Raw genomic sequence first — 26,006 nt, 5'->3', positions numbered from 1 at the left:
TAGAGGCAGGGAGGGAAGAGGCAACTCTATCATCCTCTTCCAAGCATATGATCGACGAACTGTGCCAAGGTGCGATAGCCGCTGAGCGTGATGCCCTTTGCGCCATCCGCCACCGAAGCGGGGACGAGGGCACGGTCGAAGCCCAGTTTGGCGGCTTCGCGCAAGCGCATGGGTGCGTGCGCGACGGGGCGAATTTCCCCGGAAAGCGCGACTTCGCCGAAGAGAACGGCATCGGCAGGTATCGGCTTTTCTGCAAGCGCGGAGATCAAGGCACCGGCCACAGCCAAATCGGCGGCAGGATCGGATATGCGGTATCCCCCCGCGATATTGAGATAGACTTCGCAGGTCGAGAAGCTGAGGCCGCAGCGCGCCTCCAGCACCGCAAGGATCATGGCAAGGCGTCCGCTGTCCCATCCCACGACCGCGCGGCGGGGCGTTGCGCCGCTGGCGAGGCGGACGGTGAGCGCCTGTATCTCGATGAGGACAGGGCGGGTGCCTTCCAGAGCCGGAAAGACCGTCGCGCCCGTCACCGATTCGTCGCGATGCGTGAGGAACAGGGCGGAAGGATTGCTGACTTCGGCTAGCCCTTCCTCCGCCATCGAAAACACCCCGATTTCATCGGTGCCGCCAAAGCGGTTCTTGATCGCGCGCAGGATGCGATATTGATGGCTGCGCTCGCCTTCGAAACTGAGCACCGTATCGACCATATGTTCGAGCACGCGGGGACCGGCGATGCTGCCGTCCTTGGTCACATGGCCAACCAGCACGACGGCAGTGCCGCGTTGTTTGGCGAAGCGGATCAATTCCTGCGCAGAGGCGCGGACCTGACTGACAGTGCCCGGTGCGCCTTCGATCAAGTCGCTGTGCATCGTCTGGATCGAATCGATGACGAGCAGGGCAGGGGGCTGGCTTTCGCCCAAGGTGGTCAGGATGTCGCGCACGGACGTCGCGCTGGCCAGTTGGACAGGGGCGCTGCCGAGGCCGAGCCGCTGCGCGCGGAGACGCACCTGATCGGCCGCTTCCTCACCGCTGATATAGGCGACCGACAGACCGCGCATGGCCATCCGTGCCGCTGCCTGCAACAGCAGCGTGGATTTGCCGATGCCCGGATCGCCGCCGATCAATGTCGCCGATCCCGATACGAGACCGCCGCCCAAAGCGCGGTCGAATTCCGCGATGCCGGTGCTGGCGCGAGGCGGCAGGGCAATGGCGCTGTCGAGGCCGATCATCTGCAATGCGCGTCCTCCAGTCTGGAGGTCGTGCTTGGCGGCGAACACGGTGTCGCCCGCTTCTTCGTACAGGCTGTTCCATTCGCCGCAGTCGTCGCACTGCCCCTGCCAGCGCGGGGCGATCGATCCGCATTGCTGACACACGAATTTACGTTTTGCCTTGGCCATTCCCAAATCCCGCTAAATCCCGTCCTTCATATCAGAACATATGCGGAACACTAGTCCTGTTTGCGCTGATGGGTGGAAACATAGCGGACATTGAGGCATTGGACGATCATGGGACAAACCACCTTTCGTGTCGCCACCTACAATATCCGTAAAGCCATAGGGACGGATCGCCGTCGCAGTCCGGAGCGTATCCTGGACGTGCTGGCCGAACTGGATGCCGATGTCGTGGCGTTGCAGGAGGCAGACCGGCGTTTCGGCCCGCGCCTTGCCGCCATTCCGGCGCGCTTGCTGGAGAGCCACAGTCCATATCGCGCCGTGCCTCTGGATGTACGGGTGGAAAGCATGGGCTGGCATGGCAATGCCATATTGGTGCGCAAGGACATGGATGTTCCTGCGCATGATATCGTCCATCTCCCCTGCCTGGAACCGCGCGGTGCGATCATGGCCGAAGTGACGACGCCGGTTAGCCCGGTACGGCTGTTCGGGATGCACCTCGACCTGTCGGGATTGTGGCGCCGTCGGCAGGCCGCCGCGGTCATCCATGCCGCCGGCGCGCGCGATGCGATGCCGACGGTCTTGATGGGCGATCTCAACGAATGGAGCGCCGACCGGGGATGCCTGGCCGATTTCGCGCGGCATTACCGCTTTGCGCCGTGCGGACGCAGCTTTCATGCACGGCGGCCTGTCGCGCGGCTGGACAGGATTATGTATTGTGAGCGGCTGACATTGAGTGCTTGCGGCGTCCATGAAAGCGCAGCGTCGCGCAAGGCGTCTGACCATCTGCCGATCTGGGCTGAATTCGCTCTGGCTTAAGATCGTGACATTCCTCCCTGCATTTGCGATGCGTCGCATATGAGGGAGAAGGAGCTTCGGCTGGCGCTGGTATGTTATGGCGGGATCAGTCTCGCCATTTACATGCACGGGATCACCAAGGAAATCTGGCATCTGGCACGGGCCAGCCGGGATTTTCATGACGGCATTGCAAAGGATGATCCGCATGGTAGCTCGCGCACCGTCTATCGCGATCTGATTGCGGATATCGAAGCGGAGACGGGCACCAGACTGCGTATCCTGCCGGACATCATTGCGGGGGCGAGTGCGGGCGGGATCAACGGCATATTCCTGGCGCAAGCCATAGAGACAGGCCAGTCGCTCGATCCGCTGACCGCGTTGTGGATGGAATATGCCGATATAGACCGGCTGCTCGACCCCGATGCGCGTCCGGCGGCGAAGTTCACGAAATTCTGGGCCTCTCCGCTGGTGTGGATGGCGGCGCGGCGGCCGGGTGACGCTGTGGAGCGAACGGTCGCGCCCGAGACACGGGAAGAAGTGCGGATGAAGCTATCGCGCTTTATCCGGTCCCGCTGGTTCGAGCCGCCCTTTGGCGGGGCGGGGTTCAGCAACATGCTGCTCGACGCCTTCGATGCGATGGCGAGGGAGCCTGCCGGTACGCCGCTATTGCCGCCGGGGCATCCGCTCGATCTGTTCGTGACGGTCACCGATTTCGAAGGCTATCCCGAGAGTCTGGAACTGCATAGCCCGCCGCATGTGATCGAGACCGAGCATAGGTTGTCTTTGGGCTTTTGCGCGCGCGGCCGGTCGCGCGATGAACGAAATTTTGCCGATCCCATCGAATTGGCCTTTGCGGCGCGCGCCACGGCCAGCTTTCCGGGGGCCTTTCCGCCTTTCACGGTGCGCGAGCTGGACGGCGTACTGGAAGAGCGGCAGCGGCATTGGCCGGGGAGGGAAGCGTTTCTTAAACGGGTGTTGCCGCGCCACAGCGCGCTGGGCAAAGCCGAAGACGCAGTGCTCATCGATGGGTCTATCCTTGCCAATGCCCCGTTTGCGCAGGCTATCGGCGCGCTGCGCAATCGCCCCTCGCGTCGGGAAGTCGACAGGCGCTTTGTCTACATCGATCCCAAGCCGCATAGCCGCAGCATAAAGCTGACGCGTAGCGGGGAGGCGCACGAATTGGCCGAGGGGGAAGTGGCGCCGCTGCCCGGCTTTTTCCGTACAATCTTCGGCGCGCTCAGCGATATTCCGCGCGAACAGCCCATCCGCGACAATCTGGATGCCATCGAGGGGCGGTCGCGGCGCATCCTGCGGATGCGGCAGATCATCGACGCGCTGCGTCCGCAGATCGAGCATGACGTGGAAAGCAGTTTCGGCGGGACTCTGTTCCTCAACCGTCCGACACCGGCGCGACTGGCAGGCTGGCGGGCGAAAGCTCAGATGCGGGCGGCGGGCGCAGCGGGCTTTGCCTATCCCGCTTACGGCCATTTGAAACTGTCGGGCATCGTCGATGACATTGCCGACCTGTTGTTCCAGTTGGGAGCGGACGATAATGCCGGGCAGCGGGACGCGACACGGCAGGCCATCTGGGGTCATGTACGCGACGCGGGGATCGATCAGCTAGGCGGCGATCGACGCGACAGTGCGAGCCCGGAGACGGTGCAGTTCTTTCGCGATCATGACCTGAGTTTTCGGGTGCGTCGCCTGCGCTTTATGGCGCGGCGGTTGGCGGAAACGCTGGAAGTGGAAAGCGAGGCAAGCGCAGATGCGCTGACTGCCATGCATGATGCGATCTATGGCGGGTTGGCTGTGTATCTGGAACGCGAATCCGCCGAATATTATGGCGATACGCTGGCCGATGCCGCCGGGCGGGTGCGCGCCGATCCGGGGAGTGTGCTGACCGCTTTGGCGGCGGCACGCGATTTGCGCGCGTGCGACGAGGCGGCAGAGTTGCTGCTGTCCGATGCTCTGTCCGAACTGCCCAAGGCGGAGCGTCGGCTTCTATTGCTCGCTTATCTGGGTTTCCCCTTTTACGATATCGCGACCCTCCCGCTGCTGCAGGGGGAAGGACTGGACGAATATGATCCGGTAAAAGTCGACCGTATTTCGCCGGAGGATTGCTCGGCGATCCGCCCTGCCAATGCGGCGGCGACGTTGCGGGGGATGGAATTCAACAACTTTGGCGCCTTTTTCAGTCGGGCCTATCGCGAGAACGATTACCTGTGGGGGCGGCTGCATGGAGCTGAGCGGCTGATAGACATCGTGCTTTCGACACTGCCTGTAGGTATCACGCTTCCTGCCGACACCGTCACCCGCTACAGAAAAGCAGCGTTCCATGCGATATTGGATGAGGAAGAAAAGCGGCTGAGTCTGGTGTCGGATTTGATCGCGAGCCTGCGGAGGGAAATTGGGTGAAGCCAGGGTCGGGAAGGGCGATAGCGGTGCTGATGCTGCTGACATCCGCCTGCTCCCGTTCGCCCGCCGAAGATACGGTGCAGAACGAGACACCTGCATTGGCGGAAGCTGCCAAGCCGGCAGTCGAGTCCGCTCGCACGGAGGAGGCGCCCGAAGCTCCGGCGGTGGTTGCGAAGATTGCAACGACTCCGGTGCCGGATTTGCCGCAAGACGAGACGATCGCCAACAGCACGCAAGACGCCATGCCCTTCCCAGATGAAGTCACGGATTTCATGGTCGCCCGCGACGGATGCGACCATTTTCGGGGCGAGGAGCCCTATGACGAGGAGCGTCGCGTCTTTCTGGAGGACAACATTCGTACGCTATGCACCGGCAGCGACGTCAAGCTGGCGGACTTGCGCAAACGCTATCGCAAGGACGCCGAGGTGATGTCGGCGCTTCACGAATATGCAGACAAGATCGAAACGCCGCCGTCGCCGGAATGATACTGGTCGCAGGGGTGGCACGTGACCGCCCCCGCGTTCACCGGGTGATTATCCCAGCATATCCTTCAGCTTGCTGAAAAATCCAGTCGATTGCGGACATTCCTCGCCGGTTTCCGTTTCACGGAAGGCTTCGAGCAGTTCTTTCTGCTTGGGCGTAAGGCGTGTGGGAGTCTCTACGTCGATCTGTACGACCATGTCGCCATGACCACGACCGTTGAGAACCGGCATGCCTGCGCCGCGCTGACGCAGTTGCTTGCCAGACTGTATTCCCGCCGGGATGCGGATTTCATGGCGCTCGCGGTCGAGGCCGGGGACTTCGATTGTTCCGCCCAGGGATGCAGTCGTGAAGCTGACAGGCGCGCGGCAGAACAAGGTCGTGCCTTCGCGCTCAAAGATGCTGTGCCGCTCCACGTGCAGGAAAATGTAGAGATCGCCTGAGGGTGCGCCGCGCGGTCCGGCTTCGCCTTCGCCCGTCAGGCGGATACGTGTGCCTTCGTCGACGCCTGCGGGAATGTTGACCGAGAGCGTCTTCTTCTTGTCCACCCGACCTTCGCCGCGACATGTGCCGCAGGGGCTTTCGATGACCTTGCCTGCGCCGTGACAGGATGGGCAGGTGCGTTCGACCACGAAAAAGCCTTGCTGAGCGCGGACCTTCCCATGACCGTTGCAGGTGCCACAGCTTTTAACGCCAGTGCCAGGCTTTGCACCCGATCCGTCACACGTATCGCACGGCGCGGAAACTTCCACGTCGATCGCGGTCTGCTTGCCATGATAGGCATCTTCCAGACCGATTTCGAGATCGTAGCGCAAGTCTGCGCCGCGGCGGCTGGCCTGACGTCCGCCGCCGCCGAAACCCGACTGGCCAAAGATCGTTTCGAAGATATCGCCTAGGTCGGAGAATCCGCCTGCGCCGCCGCCAAAGCCGCTCCCGCCACCCGGTCCGCCATTCTGGAAAGCAGCATGGCCGAAGCGATCATAGGCTGCACGCTTCTGCGGATCGTTCAGCACAGCATAGGCTTCGCTGACCGCCTTGAACTTCGCCTCGCTATCCGCGCATCCCCCGTTCTTGTCGGGGTGATATTTCATCGCCAACTTGCGATAGGCGCTCTTTAGAGTCGCGCCGTCAGCCGTGCGATCGACTTCCAACAGCTCGTAAAAATCAACTTCGGTGCTCATAGTGCCCTCACCCCTTCAAGGGAGAGAGTTGGAAGGGAAGGCTGCGCACGCCCATGTTTGCCATGTTCACGCTTTAGCCACCGACTTCCATCCCCCTCTCCCCGACCCTCTCCCCTGAAGGGGAGAGGGGGGAGTTTTTCCTTACGCTTTGCTGTCTTCGTCTACTTCGGAGAATTCGGCATCGACCACGCCGTCATCTGCCTTGGCTGCCGTTTCGGCACCCGGCGAGGCACCGGCGGCCTGCTCCTTCTCGTAGATCGCTTGACCCAGTTTCATGGCAATCGTCGCCAGTTCCTGTGCCTTTGCCTTCATTGCTTCGATGTCGCCGCTTTCGACGGCTGACTTGGTCGCAGCAACGGCAGTTTCGATTTCCGACTTGAGCGACGCATCGACCTTGTCGCCATGCTCTTCAAGCTGACGCTCGGTCGTGTGGATCAGGCTTTCCGCGTTGTTCTTGGCTTCGGCGGATTCACGACGCTTCTTGTCTTCTTCGGCAAACTGCTCGGCATCGCGGACCATCTGATCGATGTCGGAGTCGGACAGACCGCCCGAAGCCTGGATCTTGATCTGCTGCTCCTTGCCGGTGCCCTTGTCCTTGGCGGACACGTTGACGAGACCGTTGGCGTCGATGTCGAAAATGACTTCGATCTGCGGTACGCCACGCGGTGCAGGCGGAATGCCGACGAGGTCGAACTGACCCAGCAGCTTGTTATCCGCCGCCATTTCACGTTCGCCCTGGAACACGCGGATCGTCACGGCCTGCTGATTATCGTCGGCAGTCGAATAGACCTGAGACTTCTTGGCAGGGATCGTGGTGTTACGATCGATCATGCGCGTGAACACGCCGCCCAGCGTTTCGATACCCAGCGAGAGCGGGGTAACGTCGAGCAGCAGCACGTCCTTGACGTCGCCCTGCAGAACGCCTGCCTGAATGGCGGCACCCATCGCGACGACTTCATCAGGGTTCACACCGGTGTGCGGTTCCTTGCCGAAGAATTCCTTCACGATTTCGCGGACGCGCGGCATGCGGGTCATGCCGCCGACGAGAACGACTTCGCTGATGTCGCTGGCGGTAACGCCTGCGTCGGCCAGTGCCTTCTTGCAAGGCTCCAGCGTTCGCTTGATCAAATCGGCAACCAGCTTTTCCAGATCCGAACGGGTGATCGTCTTCACCAGATGCTTCGGACCGTTCTGGTCGGCAGTGATGAAGGGCAGGTTGACTTCCGTGCTTGCCGCCGAAGACAGTTCGATCTTCGCCTTTTCTGCCGCTTCACGCAGACGCTGCAGCGCCAGCTTGTCGCCGCGCAGATCGATGCCTTCCTGCTTCTTGAACTCGTCGGCCAGATATTCGACGATCTTCGCGTCGAAATCTTCACCACCCAGGAAGGTGTCGCCGTTGGTCGACTTCACTTCGAACACGCCATCGCCGATTTCCAGCACGGAAATGTCGAAGGTGCCGCCGCCAAGGTCATAAACGGCGATGGTCTTGCCGTCCTGCTTGTCGAGGCCATAAGCCAGTGCGGCTGCGGTCGGTTCGTTGATGATGCGCAGCACTTCAAGACCGGCGATCCGGCCCGCGTCCTTGGTTGCCTGACGCTGGGCGTCATTGAAATAAGCCGGAACGGTGATGACAGCCTGCGTGACGGTTTCGCCAAGATAGCTCTCGGCGGTTTCCTTCATCTTCTGCAGCGTGAAGGCGGAAATCTGCGACGGCGAATATTCTTCGCCACCGGCCTTGACCCACGCATCGCCATTGCCGCCGCTGGCAATCGCATAAGGGACCAGTTCCATATCCTTCTTGGTCAGCGGATCGTCGAACCGACGACCGATCAGACGCTTGACTGCGAAAATGGTGTTTTCCGGATTGGTGACGGCCTGGCGCTTGGCCGGCTGACCGATCAGGCGCTCGCCATCCTTCGTAAATGCAACGATCGACGGCGTCGTGCGCGCGCCTTCCGAATTTTCGATTACCTTCGGCTTGCCGCCGTCCATAACTGCAACGCAGCTATTGGTGGTGCCCAGATCGATTCCGATAACTTTAGCCATGTATGTCCTCTTTAACCCCAAGACGTTCAGCGGTTAGCGGCCTTGCCCTGCACATCATGCCAGCACAAGTACCGTCTCGAATGTCGATATAGGGGGGCTTTTGCTTGGCACAAGAAGCTACGGCGATTAGGGACGATGCAATATTATGTTCGACCGGAAACGGGACAGAAAGGATACAGCCATGATGCCGTCATTTTCACGGATGCTTGCTACTATCGGTTTGCTGACGGCGCCGATGCTGCTGGCGGCCTGCGCCGATCCCGCACCCTTGTTCGTGGATCAGGCGTGGATTCGGGTCAGCCCCAACAAGGACATGCCCTCGGCAGGCTATTTTGTCGTCCACGGCGGGGAGACGCCGGTCGAACTGCGCGGCGTGATGACCGACCGCGCGCTGCGCGTGGAAATGCATGAAACGATGAACATGGGCGGCAAGATGACGATGACGCCGGTCACTGCCGTGCCGGTCCCGGCCAAGACGCAGGTCGCGTTCGCACCCGGCGGCAAGCATCTGATGCTGTGGGGCGTCAATCCCGAAGCGGTTCAGCAGGGCAAGGTGCCGCTGACGTTCCTCTTTTCCAATGGCGACCGGATCATCGTCGACGCCATTGTCCAAAAGACGGGCGCCGCTGCGCCTGCCGGTGCAGAGCATGAAGGGCACTAAGGAAGACCCGGAAACCTTCGCCTGATGGTAGCTCGATCAGCCCGCCATACGGCGAAGGATAGTGTCCTTCAGCAGAAAATGATGGCGTAGCGCCGCTGCGATGTGAATGAGGGCCAAGACGCCGAACAGGATGGCGAGGATTTCATGCCCTTCGCCCGAAATGTCGACAATGGCGTCGCCCTTGGTCACCCCGAATTTCGGTATCGGGAATAAGCCGAACCAGTCGAGCGGCCGCGTTCCGGCCGATACCATGATCCAGCCCGTCAGCGGCACCAGCACCATGAGCAGATAAAAGGATGCATGCGTAGCGTGCGATGCAGCCTTTTCCCAACTGGCCATGTTGGAGGGTAGCGGTGGCGGCGGATTCACCAGTCGCCAGACGATCCGAAGAACCGTCAGGAAAAACACCGTAATGCCGGTCGATTTGTGCAGGGGCATGACATTGACGATCCCTTCCAGCGCATCGTGCGCGAGCCCGCCGATGATGTTCAGGATCACGAGAGTGGCGATGACCCAATGGAGAAGGCGGGCCACGCTGTCGTAGCGTGATTGCGGATGAAGGGGGATACTTGCCATATCGTCAGCTTACGCGGTTCGCGACCAGATTGTCCACGACCGATGGATCGGCCAGCGTGGACGTGTCGCCCAGCGCCTGAGAGGAAACCTCCCCCTCCGCAATTTTGCGCAGGATACGGCGCATGATCTTGCCCGAGCGGGTCTTTGGAAGACCGGGTGCGAACTGAATCGCGTCGGGCGTAGCGATGGGGCCGATTTCGGTGCGGACCCATTTGACGAGATCCTTGCGGAGATCGTCGGAAGGCTCTTCGCCTGCGTTCAGCGTGACATAAGCGTATATGCCTTGCCCCTTGATATCGTGCGGCATGCCGACAACGGCGGCTTCTGCAACCTTGGCATGCAGGACGAGCGCGCTTTCGACTTCGGCGGTGCCCATGCGATGGCCCGATACGTTGATGACATCGTCGACACGTCCGGTGATCCAGTAATAGCCATCCTCGTCGCGGCGTGCGCCGTCGCCGGTCGTATATTTGCCGGGATACATGGTGAAGTAAGTCTGGAAGAAACGCTCATGATCGCCCCACACGGTCCGCATCTGGCCGGGCCATGACCGGGCGATGAGGAGATTGCCTTCGGCTGCGCCCTCCAGAACAGTGCCTTCTGCATCCACGATCTGCGGTTCTACGCCCGGCATGGGCAGAGTGGCCGATCCCGGTTTCAAATCGGTGGCGCCGGGCATGGGAGCGATCATCGCTGCGCCCGTTTCGGTCTGCCACCATGTGTCCACGATCGGGCAGCGGCCTTCGCCCACGACGCTGTGATACCAGCGCCATGCCTCCGGATTGATCGGTTCACCTACGGTGCCCAATATGCGCAGGGACGCGCGGCTGGTCGACGTGACATAGCCGTCGCCTTCCTTCATCAGCGCGCGCAACACGGTGGGCGCTGTAAAAATCGTCTGCACCTTATGGCGGTCCACCACTTCCCAGATACGGCTGGGTGTGGGCCAGTTGGGCAGCCCCTCATACATCAGCGTCGTTCCGCCATTGGCGAGCGGGCCATAGACAATGTAGCTATGTCCGGTGACCCAACCGATGTCGGCGGCGCACCAGTAGATTTCGCCCGGACGATAATCGAAGCACAGTTCGTGCGTCAGGCTGGCCCACAGCAGATAGCCGCCGGTTGTGTGCAGAACGCCCTTAGGCTTCCCGGTCGAGCCCGATGTGTAGAGGAGGAAAAGCGGATCTTCCGCATTCATCGGTTCCGGCGCGCAATCGACTGACGCGCTGGCAGCGGCCTCATGATACCAGATGTCCCGACCGTCCTGCATCGCGATCTCGCCGCCAGTGGCTTTCACGACAACAACGTGATCTACGCAATGGCTGAGCGCCAGCGCTTTGTCGACATTGTCCTTCAGCGCGACGATCTTGCCGCCGCGTCGCCCCTCGTCGGCGGTGATCACAAGGGTCGAATCGCAATCGGTGATCCGGCCCGCGAGGGCCTCTGGCGAGAAGCCGCCGAAGACAACGCTATGGATTGCGCCGATGCGCGCGCAGGCAAGAAGGGCAAAGGCCGCTTCCGGGATCATGGGCATATAGACCGTGACCCGGCTGCTTTTTTTGGCACCGGCGGCTTTCAGCACATTGGCGAAGCGGCACACTTCTTCATGCAATTGCGCATAAGTGTAGCGGCGTGGTTCCTCCTTGGGATCGTCCGATTCCCAAATGATCGCGACGGCGTCCGCGCGTTCCGCCAGATGGCGGTCGATACAGTTTGCCGACACATTAAGGATGCCGTCGCCGAACCAGCGTACGCCGAACGCGTTTTCGTCAAAGCTGCTCTCGTCTGCGACTGTTGGCGGCGTGATCCAATCGAGGCGCTGCGCTTGTTCGAGCCAATAGGACTCAGGTTCCGCCAGCGAGCGGGCATGTTCCGCCGCACGGCTTTCTGCATTGCGAAGGGCTTTGGTGGCCCATTCGGCTGACACCGGGAAAAGGTCTTGCGGCATAGTCGTCATCCTCTTCGTCTTATTCCATTCAACCTTCGACCCGGAAACCGATCCATAGTGTCCGGGGCGTACCAAGGTCCATCGATCCGCCAGCGTTGCGGGTTACGACAGCCTTGTCGAAAATATTCTCGGCCCGCCCGATAATGGCCAGATGTCGACCAATCGGCAATCGCGCGAAGGCATCCAGCGTGATGGCACCGGGCAGAGCATCTGTCTGGAGATCGTCTTCATATTGGCGTGAGACATAGCGCAGCGTGGTGGATAGCGACGGTCCGCTGGCGGGTTCCCATGCCAATGTCGCGCTGGTCGCATGGCGCGGGCTTTGTGCGGGCACGAGGCCGTCGAATGGCTTTAAGGGCGCTTTCACCGTCGCATGGCTGTAGGCGTAGGATGCGATCAGCGACATGTCGCCGCTCCGTGCGCTCGCGGTCAACTCAACGCCCTTCGCTACGATGGCATCGACATTTTGCCGCTGACGCTGATTGGTGCCGATCGTGACATTGGCGACGGCATTGCCCAAGCGGTTGTAGAAGCCGGTGATGCCCAGCGCGACACCCGGGAGCGGTGTCAGGTCCGCACCGATCTCCGCGCCTTTCAGTTTTTCAAGGCCAAGTGCGGCATTGGCCTGCGTCGTCACGGGGAACACCGCGAAGGGCCGATACAGTTCGTTCAGCGTTGGAAGGCGGAACCCGGTATATCCGGCAGCGCGCAAGGCGATGGCTTCATTGGGCCGGAACAGCGCGCCGGCCCGCCCGCTGAATTTCCAGCCGTCCCGGTCGGGATAGAGCGTGTCGCCGGTAAGGGTGCCGACCGCGTTACGGGTTTCGAACTGACCGTCCGTAATGGTCCACCGGTCGGCGCGGGCTCCGCCGGTCAGGATGAGTTGCCCTATCGTCCAGTCGTCCTCAACAAATACGCCAGACGTGCTTTGACGACCGAATGCATGGCGGCGAGCGGTAACGACTCCTGTGTTGGCGTTGTACGCATCTTCGAACATATTGCCGCTGGCATAGCGCGTGTCCGCGCCGATGCGCAGGACGTTATCGGGGCCGACAGGCGGGCGCAATTCTATCTTGCCGCCGATGCCGGTGGAGGGCGTGTTGCGCTGATCCAGCGTTTTGCGGAAGCTGCTGGAACTGATGACCACGTTGCTGAAATTGCGGGCCTGGACATAGGCCAGCGCATCGATCTGCCATGCGCCGCGTGACACGATGCGAAGGCTGGCGTCCTGTCCTTCGCTATGGCTGTCTGCGCCGTTGAAACGGAGAGTCCGGTCATCGTTGAATATCAACGCGCGGGCCTGAATTTCCAGCGTGTCGCTGATCGGTGCGACGGCGCGGATGTTGGAGGACCAGCCGTCATAGCGTGCAGGGACATCGGCGATGGTGCGTTGTGCGCGCGGCGTGGTGTAAAAACCGTCGCCGCGGTCCCATCGTCCGGACACCGAGACATAGCCTGCACCCAGGTTCGGCGTGACGGTGCCTGATAGCTCGGTGGAATCGCGGCTGCCATACAGGGCGTTGCCGCTGAACAGGGGTAAATCGCTGCGTGGGGCGCTTTCCATTTCGATGGTCCCGGCCACGGCGCCTGCCCCGAAAGCCCCCGCTCCGCCGCCGCGCGTTACGCGGATGGCACCCAGCCGATCCGGGACAATCGCGCTGAACGGAATATAGCCGAAAAACGGATCGGCCATCGGTACGCCGTCGAGCAAGACCAAGGCACGGCTGGATGCGTTGCCGCCCAGCGCGCGCAGGGTTGTGCCCTGTGCCGATGGATTGGCCGACCGGCTGTCCGACCGGCGAAACTGCTGAAAGCCAGCGACGTCGCCCAACACGGTTTCCAGCCGTCCCGAAGCCACCGAAGTCAACCGCTCCCGCGTTATCACGACCGATCCATAGGCGGGCGTCCCGGGCGGGGAAGGCAAGCCTTGCCCCGTCACCACGATTGATTGCACTGCCTCCTGCGCCATGGTCGGTGTGCAAAACAGAGCAGATGATATGATCAGGCAGGCGCGACGCATTGTGGTTCCTTCAGCGCTCCGATCTCAATCCTGAGACGAGGCGTCTCTCTTCGCGTTAAGACAGCGCCTCCCTTTGGTACATTCTTCTTTGGGTCAAGCCGATAAGCATATTTTCCCATCCATTTGCGAATTAACGAATGGCTGTGCCGTCGTCCCGAAGCGGTACAGCCGAAATCGGCATCTCGCCTTCTTTTGCAGATCGGCTAAGGACAGGGTCTGGAGTACCAATTGCATGAATATCATCAGCAAAATCAAGGCGATCAAGGCGCGTGATGTCATACGTGCAGGATTGGGCATCGCTTTGGTTGCGACCGCTATTCAGGTGACGAGCAAGCCCAGCCGTCCCACGGACAAGCCGCAAGCGGAGGCACCGCTTATCACGGTCAAGCCTGCAGCCGTCATGCAAGCTGCGGTAAAGCCTGTCGCGACGCCCGTTGACAGTCCGTTTGTCGTAAAGCGGGTACTGACCATCGATGGGCCGTTCCGGCATGGCGATTACAAGTGGGACGACAAAGGTGTGCCTGCTGGTCCGCTGGTCATTACCGTGGACCTCAAAGCGCAGACGATGTCAGTATTCCGGGGCGGGTATGAAATTGGCGCGGCGGTGATCGTCTATGGTGCGACGGATAAGGAATCGCCGGTCGGCACCTTCCCGATCTCAGAGAAGGACGCCGATCATGTGTCCAACCTCTACGATGCGCCGATGCCGTACATGCTCCGGCTCACCAATGACGGCGTAGCCATCCACGGCAGCGACGTTCAATGGGGCAATGCGACGCATGGCTGCATCGGGGTGCCGACCGCGTTTGCGAAGCTGTTGTTCCAGCAAGCGAAACTGGGCGACCGCGTCATCATCACCGATGGGAAAATGATGGACGTCAGCGGCGCGACCACCACCAAGGTGTAATCTTCATGGCTTGCTAGCGATCAGGTGAAATTCCGTTTGCCGCCCGTCGATATACTGCAAAGTCTTCCCATCGAAGAAGGCGTCCTCTTCCCGGCGGAACACCACGCTTTGATCGTCCCATTCGGGCACCTTTACGGTTGCTGACAACTCAATCGACCAGGCGGTATCGGCGCGCAAGGGATGATTGCCGGAGGGGCCGGGTTGCTGATTGTCCCAGAAGCCGATGGCGCTGCCAGCCGCATGGCCATGATAGCCGATAGGATGCGAATAGATCGTCGGGTTAAGTCCGGCGGCGCTCGCCTTGCCACGCGCGGCGGCCAGCATCTCATTACCCGTCAGGCCGGTTTTGAAGCTGGACGTCAGTGCGTCCATCACTGCATTGCCCGCCGCCATGCCCGCGCGCAGACCAGCGGGCGCATCGCGCTCATCGGCTTTCAGCACATAGGCCAGATGCTGCGTGTCGGTGTTCAGCCCCAGATAGGTGATGCCGAAATCGGTCCACAGCATGTCGCCGGGCTGGATCACGACGTCTCCTGAAATGTCGTTCGCTTCGCCCTCGCGGAAGATATGCACGGATGGCTGAAACCATGTGTCTAGCTTCAGTCCGGCAATCCGTTCGCGAAACCACCATACAACATCGTCCGCCGTCGTCTTGCCGGGGGTGATGACCGCATTGGATAGCCCTTCGGCGATGATGGCATGTGCTGTGCGGACGATTTGCGGATACATCTTCATCTCGGCGGGGATGCGTGTTTCGAGCCAGCCGACCGCCAGCGGTTCGGCGGACACGATCCGCGCGCGTTGTTCCGGCGTCAGGGCAGCAACCAGATCCTGATACTGCCCATGCGTCAGGCCATCGCCGAATGCCGTGCGCGGGGAGATGTTGAGGCCGATCTTCTTGGGGTTTCGCTCGGCGATCAACTGCGCAAGGCGCTTCCATTGGTCGGGCTGCGTCTCCGGCGTCCATGCTGCGGCGAAAAGCGTGCCTAGGCCATAGCGACTGACCGTCAGCCGCTCGATAGGTTTGCCGTTGCCGGGATCGTAGAACATCAGGATCGTGCGCCGACGGGCATGCATGGATTCGGCGTCCAGCATCGTCGCGACGACGGTGTCCTCCATATATACCCGCGCGACGAGCACCCACATGTCGATGCCGTGTTCGCGCATCAATTTGGGAACGACGCTGTCCAGTCGCTCCGCCAGCCAGGCATCGCGCAACGCGGCTTGATCGCGCAGAGGCAAGACCGGTGGGACCGTGGGATTGCGCGCCTCGGTCATGCTAAGTGGCATTTGCGCATGTGCGGGCAGCGACATGGCCAGAGCGGCGACGCCCAAATAATATGCCTTCACGGTAATCCCCTTGTCATGAGGAGCGCACTGTATCGCGTAGTGGACGGCGGGCAAGAGAGTCAGGCGGCGGGCGCAGTTGTTCCGCCGGGACGCCAGAGGGCCATCAGGCTGATGGCTGCCGCTGCCGACATATATAGGCCGACGAATGCGATACCCTGTGTCGCAACGAGATATTGCGCGACGATGGGGGCTAGTGCGCCGCCGATGATACCGCCCAGATTGAATCCGAACGAGGCGCCGGTGTAGCGCAATTGTATGGGAAACAGTGCCGGCAGGAACGCGCCGAGCGGGCCGTAAACGAAACCCATGAGGAAGAGCGCAAGCGCGAGGATAGAGAAGATAGCGAGGAGCGATCCGCTGCCCATCGCTGCGCCGAAGAGTATGCCCATCGGGATCGTGCCGAGGCATCCGATGATGAGAACCCGGCGCGGGCTGGTCTTGTCCGCCCACCATCCGGCAAGGATGATGCCGAGCGCCATGAACAGGATCGCGCCGAGTTGCAGGCCGAGGAACGTCTCTCGCCCGATCTTGAGCGTCGCGGTGCCATAACCCAATGCAAAGGCCGTCGCGATGTAGAAAATGGCGAAGCAAGCGACAACAGCGAATGTACCGGCAATGGCGGCGCGCAGGTGATCGCGCAGGAGCGTCGCGAGGGGCAGGGCAGGGGGCGGTGCTTCCGCCATCGCATCTGCAAACTCAGGCGTTTCAGTCAGTTTCAGTCGAACCCAGAGGCCCAATATGACCAGAATGGCGCTGGCGAGGAACGGCAAGCGCCAACCCCAGGCCAGAAACTGCTCTTCGGTTAGAAACGCGCCGAGAAGCAGGAACAGGCCATTGGCGGCGATAAAGCCGACAGGCGCACCGAGTTGCGGGAACATCCCGAACCGTGCACGCCATCCCGGCGGAGCGTTCTCCACCGCCAGCAATGCCGCGCCGCCCCATTCGCCGCCAAGGCCGAAACCCTGACCGAAACGCAGGATGCAAAGCAGCAAAGGCGCGACCCAGCCGATGGACTGATAGGTCGGCAGAAAGGCGATGAGCAACGTCGATCCGCCCATCAGCATCAGCGAATAGACCAGCGTCGACTTGCGTCCGATCCGGTCGCCATAATGCCCGAATACCGCTGCGCCTAAGGGGCGGGCGATGAACGCCAGCGCGAAGCTCGCATAGGCGGCCAGAAGCTGTGCCGATGGAGAAGTCGCGGGAAAGAACAAGGGGCCGAAGACGAGACTGGCGGCCGTAGCGTAGATATAGAAATCGTAAAATTCGACTGCCGTGCCGATCAGGCTCGCGCTGAGTACGCGCTTATGACGCAGCATCGCACTGATGCCGCTCATGCCCGGCCCCGCTTCTGGTTCAGCACTTCATACGCCATGACGGCTGTGGCGACGGCAACGTTCAGGCTGTCGGCCTTGCCCAGCATCGGCATTTTCACCAGCAGGTCGCATTGCGCTTCATAGCTTTCCGGTAGTCCCTGCGCTTCATTGCCGACGAGCAGGAAGACGGGCGCTTGATAGGTCGGTCCCTGATAGTCATGCGTTGTATTGAGGCTGGTGCCGACCAGTTGTCCCGGACCTTGCCGGAGCCAAGGGACGAACTCCTCCCACCGCGCCGTCACGATAAGCTGGGTGAAGAGCGCGCCCATGCTGGCGCGCACCGCTTCGACGGAAAAGGGATCGACGCAATCGTCCACCAATATCAGGCCACCCGCGCCCACGGCGTCGCCCGTACGCAAGATTGTGCCAAGATTGCCGGGATCTCGCAGCGATTGCGCGACGATCCAGATATCGGCGGTGGTGCGGTCGATTGCATCCAGCGGCGTCAATCGATCGCGATATACGCCAACGACTGCCTGCGGATTGTCCTTACCGCTGATTTTCGCGAGAATGTCGGGCGATGTTTCGATCACATCGCCACCGGCCGCCTCCATCGCCGCAATCAGATCCTGTGCGAGCGGATGGTCCGATCCTGCATGGAACAGCATTTCGGGCAGGACGCCCGCATCGCGCGCTTCTGTCAGGATACGAAGGCCTTCTGCCAGGAACAGACCTTCCGCCTTGCGGAACTTCTTTTCCCGCAGGCTGCGTACCCTCTTTACCAGCGGGTTGGAAAAACCGGTGATTTCACGCGCCACGTAAGGTCACTCTTCGCCGAACTTGTCCTCGACGAGGCTGACGAGTTTGCCCAGCGACTCTTCGGCTTCATCCCCTGCGGCGCTGATCACGATGCTGTCGCCCATTGCGGCGCCCAGCATCATGAGGCCCATGATCGACGTGCCGGTGACTTCAGAACCGTCTTTGGCGACGGTGATCTGCGCGGGCAGGGCGCTAGCGATCGTGACGAACTTGGCGCTCGCGCGCGCATGCAACCCCCGGCGATTGGTGATCAGGACTTCGCGGCTGAACCCGCTCATGACGCACTGCCCAGCAGCTCGGACGCTACGCTGATATATTTCTGGCCCGCTTCGCGCGCTGCCGCCACGGCCATGCGCACGTCCATAGCCTTGCGTGCGCTCTCCAACCGGATCAGCATGGGGAGGTTGACCCCGGCGATCACTTCTATTTCGCCTGCCTTCAGCAGCGAAATAGCGAGGTTGGAGGGGGTGCCGCCGAACAGGTCTGTCAGGAGAATGACGCCGTTGCCGTCGTTGACACGCTCGACCGCCGAAGCGATGTCGGCACGGCGCAATTCCATGTCGTCATCCGGGCCGATGCAGATCGTTTCGATCGCCTGCTGTGGGCCGACCACATGCTCCATCGCTACGACGAATTCCGCCGCCAGCCGACCATGCGTTACCAGAACCAGTCCGATCATAGAATATTGCAGCCCATTTGCGTCATTATGTTTGGTCCGACGCCCCCGGTCGGCGCTTCTCCAGGGCGTCCTGGGGTGCCGATTCCATGTTGCGGTGCGAGACCGTGGGGGAAAATCCCGCCTGACGCAAGGCTGAGGCGACACGTTCCGCCACATGAACCGAACGATGTCTCCCCCCGGTACAGCCAAACGCCACGGTAACATAAGCCTTGCCTTCTTCGCTATAGCGCGGAAGCAAGGTCTTGAGCAGTTCCTCTATCTGGGAAACCGCAGTCTCATAGGCGGGGTCCTGGGCAATATAGGCGGCAACATCCGCATTCTGGCCGGTCTTCGCGCGCAGGTTGTTATCCCAATGTGGGTTGCGCAGAAACCGCATGTCGAAAACCAGGTCGGCGTTGCGGGGGAGCCCGCGGGAGAAACCGAAGGAAAGGATGGTGAGCACCGGATCGGAGAGCCGCTCCCGGCTGTAGCGATTGCGGATTTCCTGTTGCAGGCTGTTAATGTTGAGGGTCGTCGTATCGAGGACGTTGGTCGACCAACGGCGTAGCGGTTCGAGCAATTCGCGTTCGCGTGCGATGCCATCGGCGGCGACCCGGTCTTGCGCCAGAGGGTGCCGCCTGCGCGTTTCGGAAAAGCGGCGTTCCAGTTCGGCACCGCTGCAATCGAGGAACAGGGTCTCTATGTCGTGATCGTGCTTCCCTCGAAGAGCCTTGATGCGTTGCACGATGCCATTGGCATCGAAGCCGCGCGTGCGGGCGTCTATCCCGATGGCCAGCGGACGATCTTCGGCGACATGCCCCTCGGGGAGGGGGGTCTGTAGTAAACTGTCCAGGAGGAGCAGCGGCAGATTGTCCACCACTTCCCAGCCCATATCCTCCAGCGTCTTGAGAGTCGTGGTCTTCCCCGCGCCGGACAGACCGGACACCAGCAATATGTTCTTAGGATTTTGCCGCGCCACCATTTGCCCTTGTTGCCAGCCCAAAGGCCTTGAGCGCAAGCGCGACTTTAGCTGGCGCGCTGGCCTCGAAGGGGGCGATAGAGCACATGGGGATGGATATCCCGGCTATCTCCTTGCTTTCGCATGCCTGGGGTAGACGTTCCACCGGAGCAGTTAAATCCAGAATAAGCGCCACCGGAGCGCTTCGACAATAGTCGAAATCCACGATACCGATACCGCGCACCTCCATTTTGCCGGCAATCGAGGCAGGAGGCGTGGCGATGAGAGTCGTCTCATCGCGGGCAACGACGGTGTAGTCATCGCTCACCAGAACGGCGCCGCCACTTATCAGCCGCAGGGCAAGGTCCGATTTTCCGCTGCCGCTTGGCCCCGTCAGCAGGATCGCACGACCGTTTATGGCAACTGTAGTGGCGTGCAGCGTTTGGCTTGGGCCGTCGCTCATTCCGATGCCATGCCAGGGTCGGCGGCTTGCGCCATCGGCAGATGCACGATGAAGCTCGCGCCCTGCTGCGCATCGTCGCGATCGCCGATGCTGATGCGGCCCTGATGGCCGTCCACGATGCTGCGCGCAATGGCCAGACCCAGGCCGCTATGCTTGCCGAACTGCTCGCCTTCGGGCCGGACGCTGTGAAAGCGGCGGAACACTGTTTCGCGCTCGCTGAGCGGTACACCCGGACCTTCGTCTTCGACGCTCACCAGCACTTCGTCATTGGCGACGGTCGCGACGATCTGGACAAGGCCACCATCGGGCGAAAAGGAAATCGCGTTATCCAGCAGGTTTTCCAGCACACGGGCCAGCCGCTGTTCTTCGCCCATGACAACAGCAACATCGACGCGGGGGCGTGCAAACGCAATGCGCACATCGCGTTCTATCCCGCGCGTTTCGCGAGCGAGGATGAGCTCTTCGATCATCTTGCCCAGATCCACAGGTTCAAAGCGGGTGCGCGATAGTTGTGCATCCACACGGGACGCCTCGGCTATATCGGTGACCAATCGGTCGAGCCGTCGGACGTCATCCTTTGCAATGGCCAGCAACTGGGCCCGCAAGTCTGGTCTATCGATCGTACTCAAGCCGTCGAGGGCAGATCGCAGTGAAGCGATGGGGTTTTTCAGCTCATGGCTGACATCGGCAGCAAAGGCGTCCGTGGCATCGATCCGTTTGCGCAACGCGTGGCTCATGTCCGACAGCGCGCGAGCGAGGAGGCCTATTTCATCGCGCCTGTCGGGCAGACGCGGTACCGTCACTTCGCGCGCACGGCCAAGGCGTACGCGCACGGCAGCCCGCGCCAGCCTGCGCAAGGGGAGAACTATAGTGCGGGCAAGAAAGAGCGAAAGTAACGTCGATCCAAGCAAGGCCGTTGCTAAAACAAAGCCGAGGCGCAGGCGTTCTGCGCGTACGACGCGCGTGATGTCGCGGGCGTTTTCGGTAGCCAACAATGCTTCGCCATTTCGCATGACCACTGCCGCAGACACCATTGGCGTGCGATCGGGCGCGTAGCGGTTCATCGCCTGCCCCTGACCAGAACTGCGCGCCGCTACAAGTTCAGGCCATGCGTCTGCACGGTCGATCGCAGGTTCGGTGAAATAGGGCGTGCGCGGCGCAAAGACTATGCGATCGACGACTTTATCGAGGAAACGTGCCACATGACGCTGCCAATCTTCGCTTGCCGGGTCCCGTAATACATAGCGTGGTGGCGCCAGTTTGAAGCTGTCCGTTTCCAGCCTGCCGTCAGCGCTATATTGACGGATGCGACCGTCGTTTTTGCTGGCAAAGGCATTGATCAGACCGTCATGTTGTGCGTCCGGCGTACTTTCCAGCGCGGTCCCAAGCAGTTGCAGTTCGCTTAGCGACCGCTGCAAACGCTCGTCAACGACACGGGAACGGTAGCTGTCGAGATAGAAAAAGCCGCCTGCCAAAAGCGCGAGCGCAAAGATATTGACCGCCAGAATGCGGCGCGTCAGCGACAGTTGCCCCGACCAGCGGAGCGCCATGTCGCTATGCTCATTCTTCTGAGAATCTGTATCCGGCGCCATATAATGTATCGATAGCGTTGAAATCGGAATCCGCTTCCCGGAATTTCCGGCGCAGGCGTTTGATATGGCTGTCTATGGTGCGATCGTCGACATAGACATCATCCTGATAGGCGGCATCCATCAACTGATTGCGATTTTTGACGACGCCGGGGCGGGCCGCGAGCGTTTCGAGAATCAGGAATTCAGTGACGGTCAGGGTGACGTCATTCCCCTTCCACTTTACGCGATGGCGTGCCGGGTCCATTTCCAACCGACCGCGCACGATAGGTTCGGCGGCAGGTTCGCTGCTCTCCGTAGAAGGGCGAGCAAACTCCGCGCGGCGCAGAATTGCGCGGATGCGGGCGATCAATAAACGCTGGGAGAAGGGTTTGGAGATGTAATCGTCCGCTCCCATGGCCAGTCCCAGTGCTTCGTCCAGCTCGTCATTCTTGCTGGTCAGGAAGATGACCGGCATTGCGCTCTTCTCACGCAGGCGACGAAGCAGCTCGATCCCATCCAGCTTGGGCATCTTGATATCGAATACCGCCAGATCCGCCGGGCTGTCTGTCAGCGCCTTCAGCGCGGCCTCGGAATCGGAATACAGGCGCGTGATGAACCCTTCCGCCTGCAACGCTATGGATACGGACGTCAAAATATTGCGGTCGTCGTCAACCAACGCGATTGTTGCGCTCATTGCATGCGGTCCGGTTGCTGGTTCACGCGCAGGGACTAGACGATGGCGTCGCGAGGAGCAAGGATGTCTGCATGTTCCCCGTCGTGGCGCGGATATCGCCATGTATCAACTTAGATCAATCACAATTGACCCGATTTGACGGGTAAGGGTCAAAGGCTTATGCGGATTCGCGTAAGCAGGGTAAGCGCCGCCATGCATGGAGCCGCGCGTCCTGCCTTAACGGCCTTTCAGGCTGCCACTACATTGTTTTAGGAGCAAGCGCGTGCAGGCGATATCCTCTGTTACTCTGGAAACCCAGGGCATCCATACTCGTGCAACCCAACACTGGAACCTTGGCACCGCTCCTCTGGTCGAAGCTGCGTTGGCCAATGGCGAAGGCATTCTGGCGAAGGATGGCCCGCTGGTCGTCGAGACCGGCAAGCACACCGGTCGTTCCGCCAAGGACAAGTTCATTGTCCGCGATGCAGAAACCGAAAACACGGTGTGGTGGGGCAGCACCAATGTTGCCATGACTCCCGAACATTTCGCTGCGCTCAAGGCAGATTTCATCGCTGCGCTGGGTGAGAAGGAAACGCTGTACGTCGCGGACCTCTTTGGCGGATCGCAGCCGGAATATCGCGTGAATGTGCGCGTCATTAACGAGCTTGCCTGGCACAATCTGTTCATCCGCACGTTGCTGGTCCGTCCCACATCGGACGAACTGGCTGATTTCACGCCGGAATACACCATCATCGACTTGCCGAGCTTCCGCGCCGATCCCGCGCGCCACGGTTGCCGCAGCGAAACAGTGGTAGCGGTCAACTTTACCGAAAAGCTGATCCTTATCGGCGGCACCGCCTATGCCGGCGAAATGAAGAAGTCGGTGTTCGGCATCCTGAATTACCTGCTCCCTGTGCAGGGCGTGATGCCTATGCACTGTTCGGCAAACATCGGTCCGAATGGCGACACGGCCGTATTCTTCGGCCTGTCCGGCACGGGCAAGACCACCTTGTCGGCGGACGCCAGCCGCACGCTGATCGGTGACGACGAGCATGGCTGGTCCGACACGGCGGTCTTCAATTTCGAAGGCGGCTGCTATGCCAAGATGATCAACCTGTCGCCTGAAGCGGAACCGGAAATTTTCGCGACGACGAAGCGTTTCGGTACGGTTCTGGAAAATGTCGTGATCGACAAGGAAACGCGCGAGCTGGACTTCAACGACAACACCCTCGCTGAAAACAGCCGTGGTTCCTATCCGATCGACTTCATTCCCAATGCGTCCAAGGAAAATCTGGGGCCTGTGCCCAAGACGATCATTTTCCTGACAGCCGATGCCTATGGCGTTCTTCCGCCGATTTCGCGGTTGACGCCTGAGCAGGCGATGTACCACTTCCTTTCGGGCTACACCGCTCGCGTGGCAGGCACCGAAATTGGCGTAACCGAGCCGACGGCGACGTTCTCGACCTGCTTTGGCGCGCCCTTCATGCCGCGCCATCCTTCGATCTACGGCAATCTGCTGAAAGAACGCATTGCCAAGGGCGGCGTGACGTGCTGGTTGGTCAACACGGGCTGGACCGGCGGCAAATATGGCGTCGGGAACCGGATGCCCATCCGCGTCACTCGCGCTCTGCTGAATGCAGCGCTTGACGGCAGCCTTAACAGCGTCGCGTTCCGCACCGATCCGAATTTCGGCTTCGAAGTGCCGGTCGCTGTGGCCGGTGTGGATGCCAAAATACTCGATCCGCGTCAGACCTGGGCCAATGGCCAAGAATTTGACGAAACCGCAGCCAAGCTGGTGAAGCAATTCGTCGATAATTTTGCCCAGTTCGAAGATCATGTCGATGCATCGGTACGGGAAGCTGCCCTGACCGCCGCCTGATCCAGACTATCGAAAAACGGACGGCACATCGCAGGATGTGCCGTCCGTTTTCGTTTCAGCCCGGCGGCGATGAATGTTATGTACGTCCCGGCTCATTCAACGAGGGAGGCACGCCATGTTCGACGCAATTCTGGGTAATCTTGAGCCCATTGCCGCCAAGATTGGACTGCCGCCCGAACAGGTGAAGGGCATTAGCGACATGCTGGGCGCGAAGATCGGCGGCGGTGCCGACTACGCATCGGCGTTGACGCAGACGGCCAACGAATATGGGCTGCCCGTTGCCAAGCTGGAAGAGATGCTCGCGGCCGCAGGCGGTCCGGAAGCGATCATGGGCAAGCTGACCAGCTTTCTGGATCGCGATGGCGACGGAAATCCTCTGAACGAACTGAGCGGCCTTGCCAAAGGGTTGTTCGGCTAGCTCTTAAAGCGCTTCGACGATCAGCTCGTTGCCGGACACACCGGCGACGCGCATCAGCGTGCCTTCTGCGGTGTCAGCGCCGCGGCAGGACCATACGCCGTCGCCTACCTTCACGCGGCCATGCCCGCCCCGGATTGCTTCAACGACGGTGACTGTTTCACCGATCAGGCGTGCGGCGCGATCGTTGAGAAGGGGGTCCTGCGACGCGACGGGATTATTGGCATACCAGCGCCGACCGCCATAAGTGGCGATGATCGAAAGGATCGCGAACAGAATGATCTGCACCGGCAAGCTGATACCTGTCAGCATCGCGATCCCGCCGGTCAGCGCGGCGGCGATCGCAATCCAGAGCAGGAACACACCGGGAATGATGATTTCCCCGATGCCGAACACGGCTGCAAGGATCAGCCAGATCCAATAGGAATCAAGCGCTGTCAGATCGATCATGATCCGCTCTGTTCGAATGGTCCGCGGCGGCGGGGTGTCGGTGTGGGATCGGTGACGGTGGGGGCGGTGCTGCCGAATGTCTCGCGCGCCAGTTCACCGATCCCGCCCAAAGTGCCGATAAGCTGCGTCGCTTCGACCGGGAACAGGATCGTTTTGGCATTTGGCGATGTCGCGAAACCGCTGATAGCCTCGACATATTTCTGGGCGATGAAGTAATTGAGGGCCTGCGGATTGCCCGCCGAAATTGCGTCGGAGACCATCTGTGTCGCTTTGGCTTCCGCCTCGGCTTCGCGTTCGCGCGCCTCAGCATCGCGAAACGCGGCTTCTCGCCGCCCTTCCGCTTGCAAGATCTGGCCTTGCTTCTCGCCCTCTGCGCGCAAGATTTCGGAAGCCCGCATCCCTTCTGCGTCCAGAATGTTGGCGCGCTTCTCACGCTCGGCTTTCATCTGCCGGCCCATCGCGTTGACGATATCGGCAGGCGGACGAATGTCCTTCAATTCGACGCGCGTGATCTTCACGCCCCAGCTTCCCGTCGCATGATCGACGACCGAAAGCAGCCGGGCATTTATTTCGTCACGCTTCGACAGCGTTTCATCGAGATCCATCGAACCCATGACGGTGCGCAGGTTGGTCGTCGCCAATTGCATGATCGCGACATAGAGTTCGGAAACTTCATATGCCGCCTTAGCCGCGTCCAGCACCTGAAAAAACACCACGCCGTCCACCGACACCATGGCGTTGTCCTTGGTGATGATTTCCTGGCCGGGAATATCGACCACCTGTTCCATCATGTTGATCTTGCGACCGACATTGTAAAAGAAGGCAGGATAGAAGTTCAGGCCGGGCCGTGCCACTTCGGTAAATCGTCCAAAGCGTTCGATGGTGTATTGATACCCCTGCCGAACGATCTTGATACTGGCCGCGAGATAGATGAAGACGAGCAATGCCGCCGCAAGTGCGAATGTCGTAAGCATGGAATGGATCCCTCCCGGCAATACCGATAGTGGTGACTATGCAGGCAAAGGGTTAAT

Annotated in this window: 24 protein-coding genes; 7 read left to right on the top strand and 17 right to left on the bottom strand. The window is 60.8% G+C overall.

The genetic code is table 11. The annotated features are described in order from the left end of the window. Positions 1–29: 29 nt before the first annotated feature. A complete protein-coding gene (radA, locus tag QMG56_RS07275; protein ID WP_281821906.1) occupies positions 30–1,397 on the bottom strand; it encodes a DNA repair protein RadA in 1,368 nt (455 codons plus the stop codon). Between the two features lie 108 nt (positions 1,398–1,505). On the opposite strand from radA, the gene QMG56_RS07270 reads away from it, so the two are divergent. From QMG56_RS07270 to QMG56_RS07260, 3 genes are read left to right on the top strand one after another with little or no spacing between them, the layout of a single operon-like run. Continuing rightward, on the top strand, positions 1,506–2,210 hold the full coding sequence (locus QMG56_RS07270; RefSeq protein ID WP_281821905.1) for an endonuclease/exonuclease/phosphatase family protein: 705 nt from the start codon (positions 1,506–1,508) through the stop codon (positions 2,208–2,210). A gap of 39 nt (positions 2,211–2,249) precedes the next feature. After that, the gene (locus QMG56_RS07265; RefSeq protein WP_281821903.1) at positions 2,250–4,604 is read left to right on the top strand and encodes a patatin-like protein; all 2,355 of its coding nucleotides are present in this window, start codon (positions 2,250–2,252) and stop codon (positions 4,602–4,604) included. Between the two features lie 32 nt (positions 4,605–4,636). Beyond that, positions 4,637–5,089 (top strand): hypothetical protein, encoded by a 453-nt coding sequence (locus tag QMG56_RS07260; RefSeq protein WP_281821902.1) that lies wholly within the window; start codon positions 4,637–4,639, stop codon positions 5,087–5,089. A 48-nt stretch (positions 5,090–5,137) separates the two neighbouring features. Here the strand turns inward: QMG56_RS07260 and dnaJ are convergent, their stop codons facing one another. Together dnaJ and dnaK are read right to left on the bottom strand one after the other, a co-directional pair. Beyond that, the gene (dnaJ, locus tag QMG56_RS07255) at positions 5,138–6,265 is read right to left on the bottom strand and encodes a molecular chaperone DnaJ (RefSeq protein WP_281821900.1); all 1,128 of its coding nucleotides are present in this window, start codon (positions 6,263–6,265) and stop codon (positions 5,138–5,140) included. Positions 6,266–6,406: 141 nt separating this feature from the next. Continuing rightward, a complete protein-coding gene (gene dnaK / locus QMG56_RS07250; protein ID WP_230187139.1) occupies positions 6,407–8,311 on the bottom strand; it encodes a molecular chaperone DnaK in 1,905 nt (634 codons plus the stop codon). A 181-nt stretch (positions 8,312–8,492) separates the two neighbouring features. Here dnaK and QMG56_RS07245 point away from each other — a divergent pair, with 181 nt between their 5' ends. Continuing rightward, positions 8,493–8,972: a copper chaperone PCu(A)C gene (locus QMG56_RS07245; RefSeq protein ID WP_375713652.1), complete on the top strand. Its 480-nt coding sequence runs from the start codon at positions 8,493–8,495 to the stop codon at positions 8,970–8,972. A gap of 36 nt (positions 8,973–9,008) precedes the next feature. Here QMG56_RS07245 and QMG56_RS07240 read toward each other — a convergent pair whose 3' ends face one another. From QMG56_RS07240 to QMG56_RS07230, 3 genes are read right to left on the bottom strand one after another with little or no spacing between them, the layout of a single operon-like run. Further along, entirely contained in the window at positions 9,009–9,548 is a 540-nt protein-coding gene (locus QMG56_RS07240) for a cytochrome b (RefSeq protein ID WP_281821899.1), read from the bottom strand. 4 nt (positions 9,549–9,552) lie between these two features. Further along, positions 9,553–11,496, bottom strand: coding sequence for an acetate--CoA ligase (gene acs, locus QMG56_RS07235; RefSeq protein WP_281821898.1), 1,944 nt, complete (start codon positions 11,494–11,496; stop codon positions 9,553–9,555). Positions 11,497–11,524: 28 nt separating this feature from the next. After that, positions 11,525–13,465 carry a TonB-dependent receptor gene (locus QMG56_RS07230; protein ID WP_281821897.1) on the bottom strand — a complete coding sequence of 647 codons (1,941 nt, stop codon included), beginning with the start codon at positions 13,463–13,465 and terminating at the stop codon, positions 11,525–11,527. 283 nt (positions 13,466–13,748) lie between these two features. On the opposite strand from QMG56_RS07230, the gene QMG56_RS07225 reads away from it, so the two are divergent. Next, positions 13,749–14,423: a L,D-transpeptidase family protein gene (locus QMG56_RS07225; RefSeq protein WP_281821896.1), complete on the top strand. Its 675-nt coding sequence runs from the start codon at positions 13,749–13,751 to the stop codon at positions 14,421–14,423. A gap of 3 nt (positions 14,424–14,426) precedes the next feature. On the opposite strand, the gene QMG56_RS07220 is transcribed toward QMG56_RS07225, so the two are convergent. From QMG56_RS07220 to QMG56_RS07180, 9 genes are read right to left on the bottom strand one after another with little or no spacing between them, the layout of a single operon-like run. Then, positions 14,427–15,773 (bottom strand): M24 family metallopeptidase, encoded by a 1,347-nt coding sequence (locus QMG56_RS07220; protein WP_281821895.1) that lies wholly within the window; start codon positions 15,771–15,773, stop codon positions 14,427–14,429. A 59-nt stretch (positions 15,774–15,832) separates the two neighbouring features. Next, positions 15,833–17,110: an MFS transporter gene (locus QMG56_RS07215; protein ID WP_281821894.1), complete on the bottom strand. Its 1,278-nt coding sequence runs from the start codon at positions 17,108–17,110 to the stop codon at positions 15,833–15,835. Next, on the bottom strand, positions 17,107–17,907 hold the full coding sequence (locus tag QMG56_RS07210) for an RNA methyltransferase (protein ID WP_230187146.1): 801 nt from the start codon (positions 17,905–17,907) through the stop codon (positions 17,107–17,109). The genes QMG56_RS07215 and QMG56_RS07210 overlap by 4 nt, the downstream gene beginning before the upstream one ends. A 6-nt stretch (positions 17,908–17,913) precedes the next feature. Beyond that, positions 17,914–18,186, bottom strand: coding sequence for an HPr family phosphocarrier protein (locus QMG56_RS07205; protein WP_230187147.1), 273 nt, complete (start codon positions 18,184–18,186; stop codon positions 17,914–17,916). Next, positions 18,183–18,587, bottom strand: coding sequence for a PTS sugar transporter subunit IIA (locus tag QMG56_RS07200; RefSeq protein WP_230187148.1), 405 nt, complete (start codon positions 18,585–18,587; stop codon positions 18,183–18,185). The genes QMG56_RS07205 and QMG56_RS07200 overlap by 4 nt, the downstream gene beginning before the upstream one ends. Before the next feature lie 25 nt (positions 18,588–18,612). Then, complete coding sequence (gene rapZ, locus QMG56_RS07195; RefSeq protein WP_375713651.1) at positions 18,613–19,548, bottom strand: RNase adapter RapZ; 936 nt, start codon at positions 19,546–19,548, stop codon at positions 18,613–18,615. Then, positions 19,526–19,987 carry an HPr kinase/phosphorylase gene (locus QMG56_RS07190; protein WP_281821893.1) on the bottom strand — a complete coding sequence of 154 codons (462 nt, stop codon included), beginning with the start codon at positions 19,985–19,987 and terminating at the stop codon, positions 19,526–19,528. Before QMG56_RS07190 ends, rapZ begins: the two co-directional genes overlap by 23 nt. Beyond that, on the bottom strand, positions 19,984–21,579 hold the full coding sequence (locus QMG56_RS07185; protein WP_230187150.1) for an ATP-binding protein: 1,596 nt from the start codon (positions 21,577–21,579) through the stop codon (positions 19,984–19,986). The genes QMG56_RS07190 and QMG56_RS07185 overlap by 4 nt, the downstream gene beginning before the upstream one ends. Further along, positions 21,548–22,252: a response regulator transcription factor gene (locus QMG56_RS07180; protein WP_230187151.1), complete on the bottom strand. Its 705-nt coding sequence runs from the start codon at positions 22,250–22,252 to the stop codon at positions 21,548–21,550. The genes QMG56_RS07185 and QMG56_RS07180 overlap by 32 nt, the downstream gene beginning before the upstream one ends. A 262-nt stretch (positions 22,253–22,514) precedes the next feature. Between QMG56_RS07180 and QMG56_RS07175 the strand changes: the two genes are divergently transcribed. Together QMG56_RS07175 and QMG56_RS07170 are read left to right on the top strand one after the other, a co-directional pair. Beyond that, positions 22,515–24,110, top strand: a complete 1,596-nt coding sequence (locus QMG56_RS07175; protein ID WP_281821892.1) for a phosphoenolpyruvate carboxykinase — start codon at positions 22,515–22,517, stop codon at positions 24,108–24,110. Between the two features lie 115 nt (positions 24,111–24,225). Continuing rightward, positions 24,226–24,528 carry a hypothetical protein gene (locus tag QMG56_RS07170; protein ID WP_230187153.1) on the top strand — a complete coding sequence of 101 codons (303 nt, stop codon included), beginning with the start codon at positions 24,226–24,228 and terminating at the stop codon, positions 24,526–24,528. A gap of 3 nt (positions 24,529–24,531) precedes the next feature. On the opposite strand, the gene QMG56_RS07165 is transcribed toward QMG56_RS07170, so the two are convergent. Beyond that, positions 24,532–24,975: an NfeD family protein gene (locus QMG56_RS07165; RefSeq protein ID WP_230187154.1), complete on the bottom strand. Its 444-nt coding sequence runs from the start codon at positions 24,973–24,975 to the stop codon at positions 24,532–24,534. Next, complete coding sequence (locus QMG56_RS07160) at positions 24,972–25,949, bottom strand: SPFH domain-containing protein (RefSeq protein WP_281821891.1); 978 nt, start codon at positions 25,947–25,949, stop codon at positions 24,972–24,974. Before QMG56_RS07160 ends, QMG56_RS07165 begins: the two co-directional genes overlap by 4 nt. Positions 25,950–26,006 lie beyond the last annotated feature (57 nt).

It is taken from the genome of Sphingobium sp. BS19, from assembly GCF_027925545.1.
In the GTDB taxonomy this organism is placed as follows: domain Bacteria; phylum Pseudomonadota; class Alphaproteobacteria; order Sphingomonadales; family Sphingomonadaceae; genus Sphingobium.
The sequence above is the reverse complement of the archived record's forward strand: the minus strand, read 5'-3'. Positions and strand labels throughout refer to the sequence as shown.

Excerpts from the sequence above, each read along its gene's own strand:
- rapZ (WP_375713651.1), bottom strand. The coding sequence starts at position 19,548 with ATGGTGGCGCGGCAAAATCCTAAGAACATATTGCTGGTGTCCGGTCTG.
- QMG56_RS07185 (WP_230187150.1), bottom strand. The coding sequence starts at position 21,579 with ATGGCGCCGGATACAGATTCTCAGAAGAATGAGCATAGCGACATGGCG.
- QMG56_RS07190 (WP_281821893.1), bottom strand. The coding sequence starts at position 19,987 with ATGAGCGACGGCCCAAGCCAAACGCTGCACGCCACTACAGTTGCCATA.
- QMG56_RS07265 (WP_281821903.1), top strand. The coding sequence starts at position 2,250 with ATGAGGGAGAAGGAGCTTCGGCTGGCGCTGGTATGTTATGGCGGGATC.
- QMG56_RS07240 (WP_281821899.1), bottom strand. The coding sequence starts at position 9,548 with ATGGCAAGTATCCCCCTTCATCCGCAATCACGCTACGACAGCGTGGCC.
- QMG56_RS07215 (WP_281821894.1), bottom strand. The coding sequence starts at position 17,110 with ATGAGCGGCATCAGTGCGATGCTGCGTCATAAGCGCGTACTCAGCGCG.
- QMG56_RS07160 (WP_281821891.1), bottom strand. The coding sequence starts at position 25,949 with ATGCTTACGACATTCGCACTTGCGGCGGCATTGCTCGTCTTCATCTAT.
- QMG56_RS07260 (WP_281821902.1), top strand. The coding sequence starts at position 4,637 with ATGCTGCTGACATCCGCCTGCTCCCGTTCGCCCGCCGAAGATACGGTG.
- QMG56_RS07230 (WP_281821897.1), bottom strand. The coding sequence starts at position 13,465 with ATGGCGCAGGAGGCAGTGCAATCAATCGTGGTGACGGGGCAAGGCTTG.
- dnaK (WP_230187139.1), bottom strand. The coding sequence starts at position 8,311 with ATGGCTAAAGTTATCGGAATCGATCTGGGCACCACCAATAGCTGCGTT.
- QMG56_RS07200 (WP_230187148.1), bottom strand. The coding sequence starts at position 18,587 with ATGATCGGACTGGTTCTGGTAACGCATGGTCGGCTGGCGGCGGAATTC.
- radA (WP_281821906.1), bottom strand. The coding sequence starts at position 1,397 with ATGGCCAAGGCAAAACGTAAATTCGTGTGTCAGCAATGCGGATCGATC.
- QMG56_RS07270 (WP_281821905.1), top strand. The coding sequence starts at position 1,506 with ATGGGACAAACCACCTTTCGTGTCGCCACCTACAATATCCGTAAAGCC.
- QMG56_RS07170 (WP_230187153.1), top strand. The coding sequence starts at position 24,226 with ATGTTCGACGCAATTCTGGGTAATCTTGAGCCCATTGCCGCCAAGATT.
- QMG56_RS07180 (WP_230187151.1), bottom strand. The coding sequence starts at position 22,252 with ATGAGCGCAACAATCGCGTTGGTTGACGACGACCGCAATATTTTGACG.
- QMG56_RS07225 (WP_281821896.1), top strand. The coding sequence starts at position 13,749 with ATGAATATCATCAGCAAAATCAAGGCGATCAAGGCGCGTGATGTCATA.
- dnaJ (WP_281821900.1), bottom strand. The coding sequence starts at position 6,265 with ATGAGCACCGAAGTTGATTTTTACGAGCTGTTGGAAGTCGATCGCACG.
- QMG56_RS07205 (WP_230187147.1), bottom strand. The coding sequence starts at position 18,186 with ATGAGCGGGTTCAGCCGCGAAGTCCTGATCACCAATCGCCGGGGGTTG.
- QMG56_RS07165 (WP_230187154.1), bottom strand. The coding sequence starts at position 24,975 with ATGATCGATCTGACAGCGCTTGATTCCTATTGGATCTGGCTGATCCTT.
- acs (WP_281821898.1), bottom strand. The coding sequence starts at position 11,496 with ATGCCGCAAGACCTTTTCCCGGTGTCAGCCGAATGGGCCACCAAAGCC.
- QMG56_RS07245 (WP_375713652.1), top strand. The coding sequence starts at position 8,493 with ATGATGCCGTCATTTTCACGGATGCTTGCTACTATCGGTTTGCTGACG.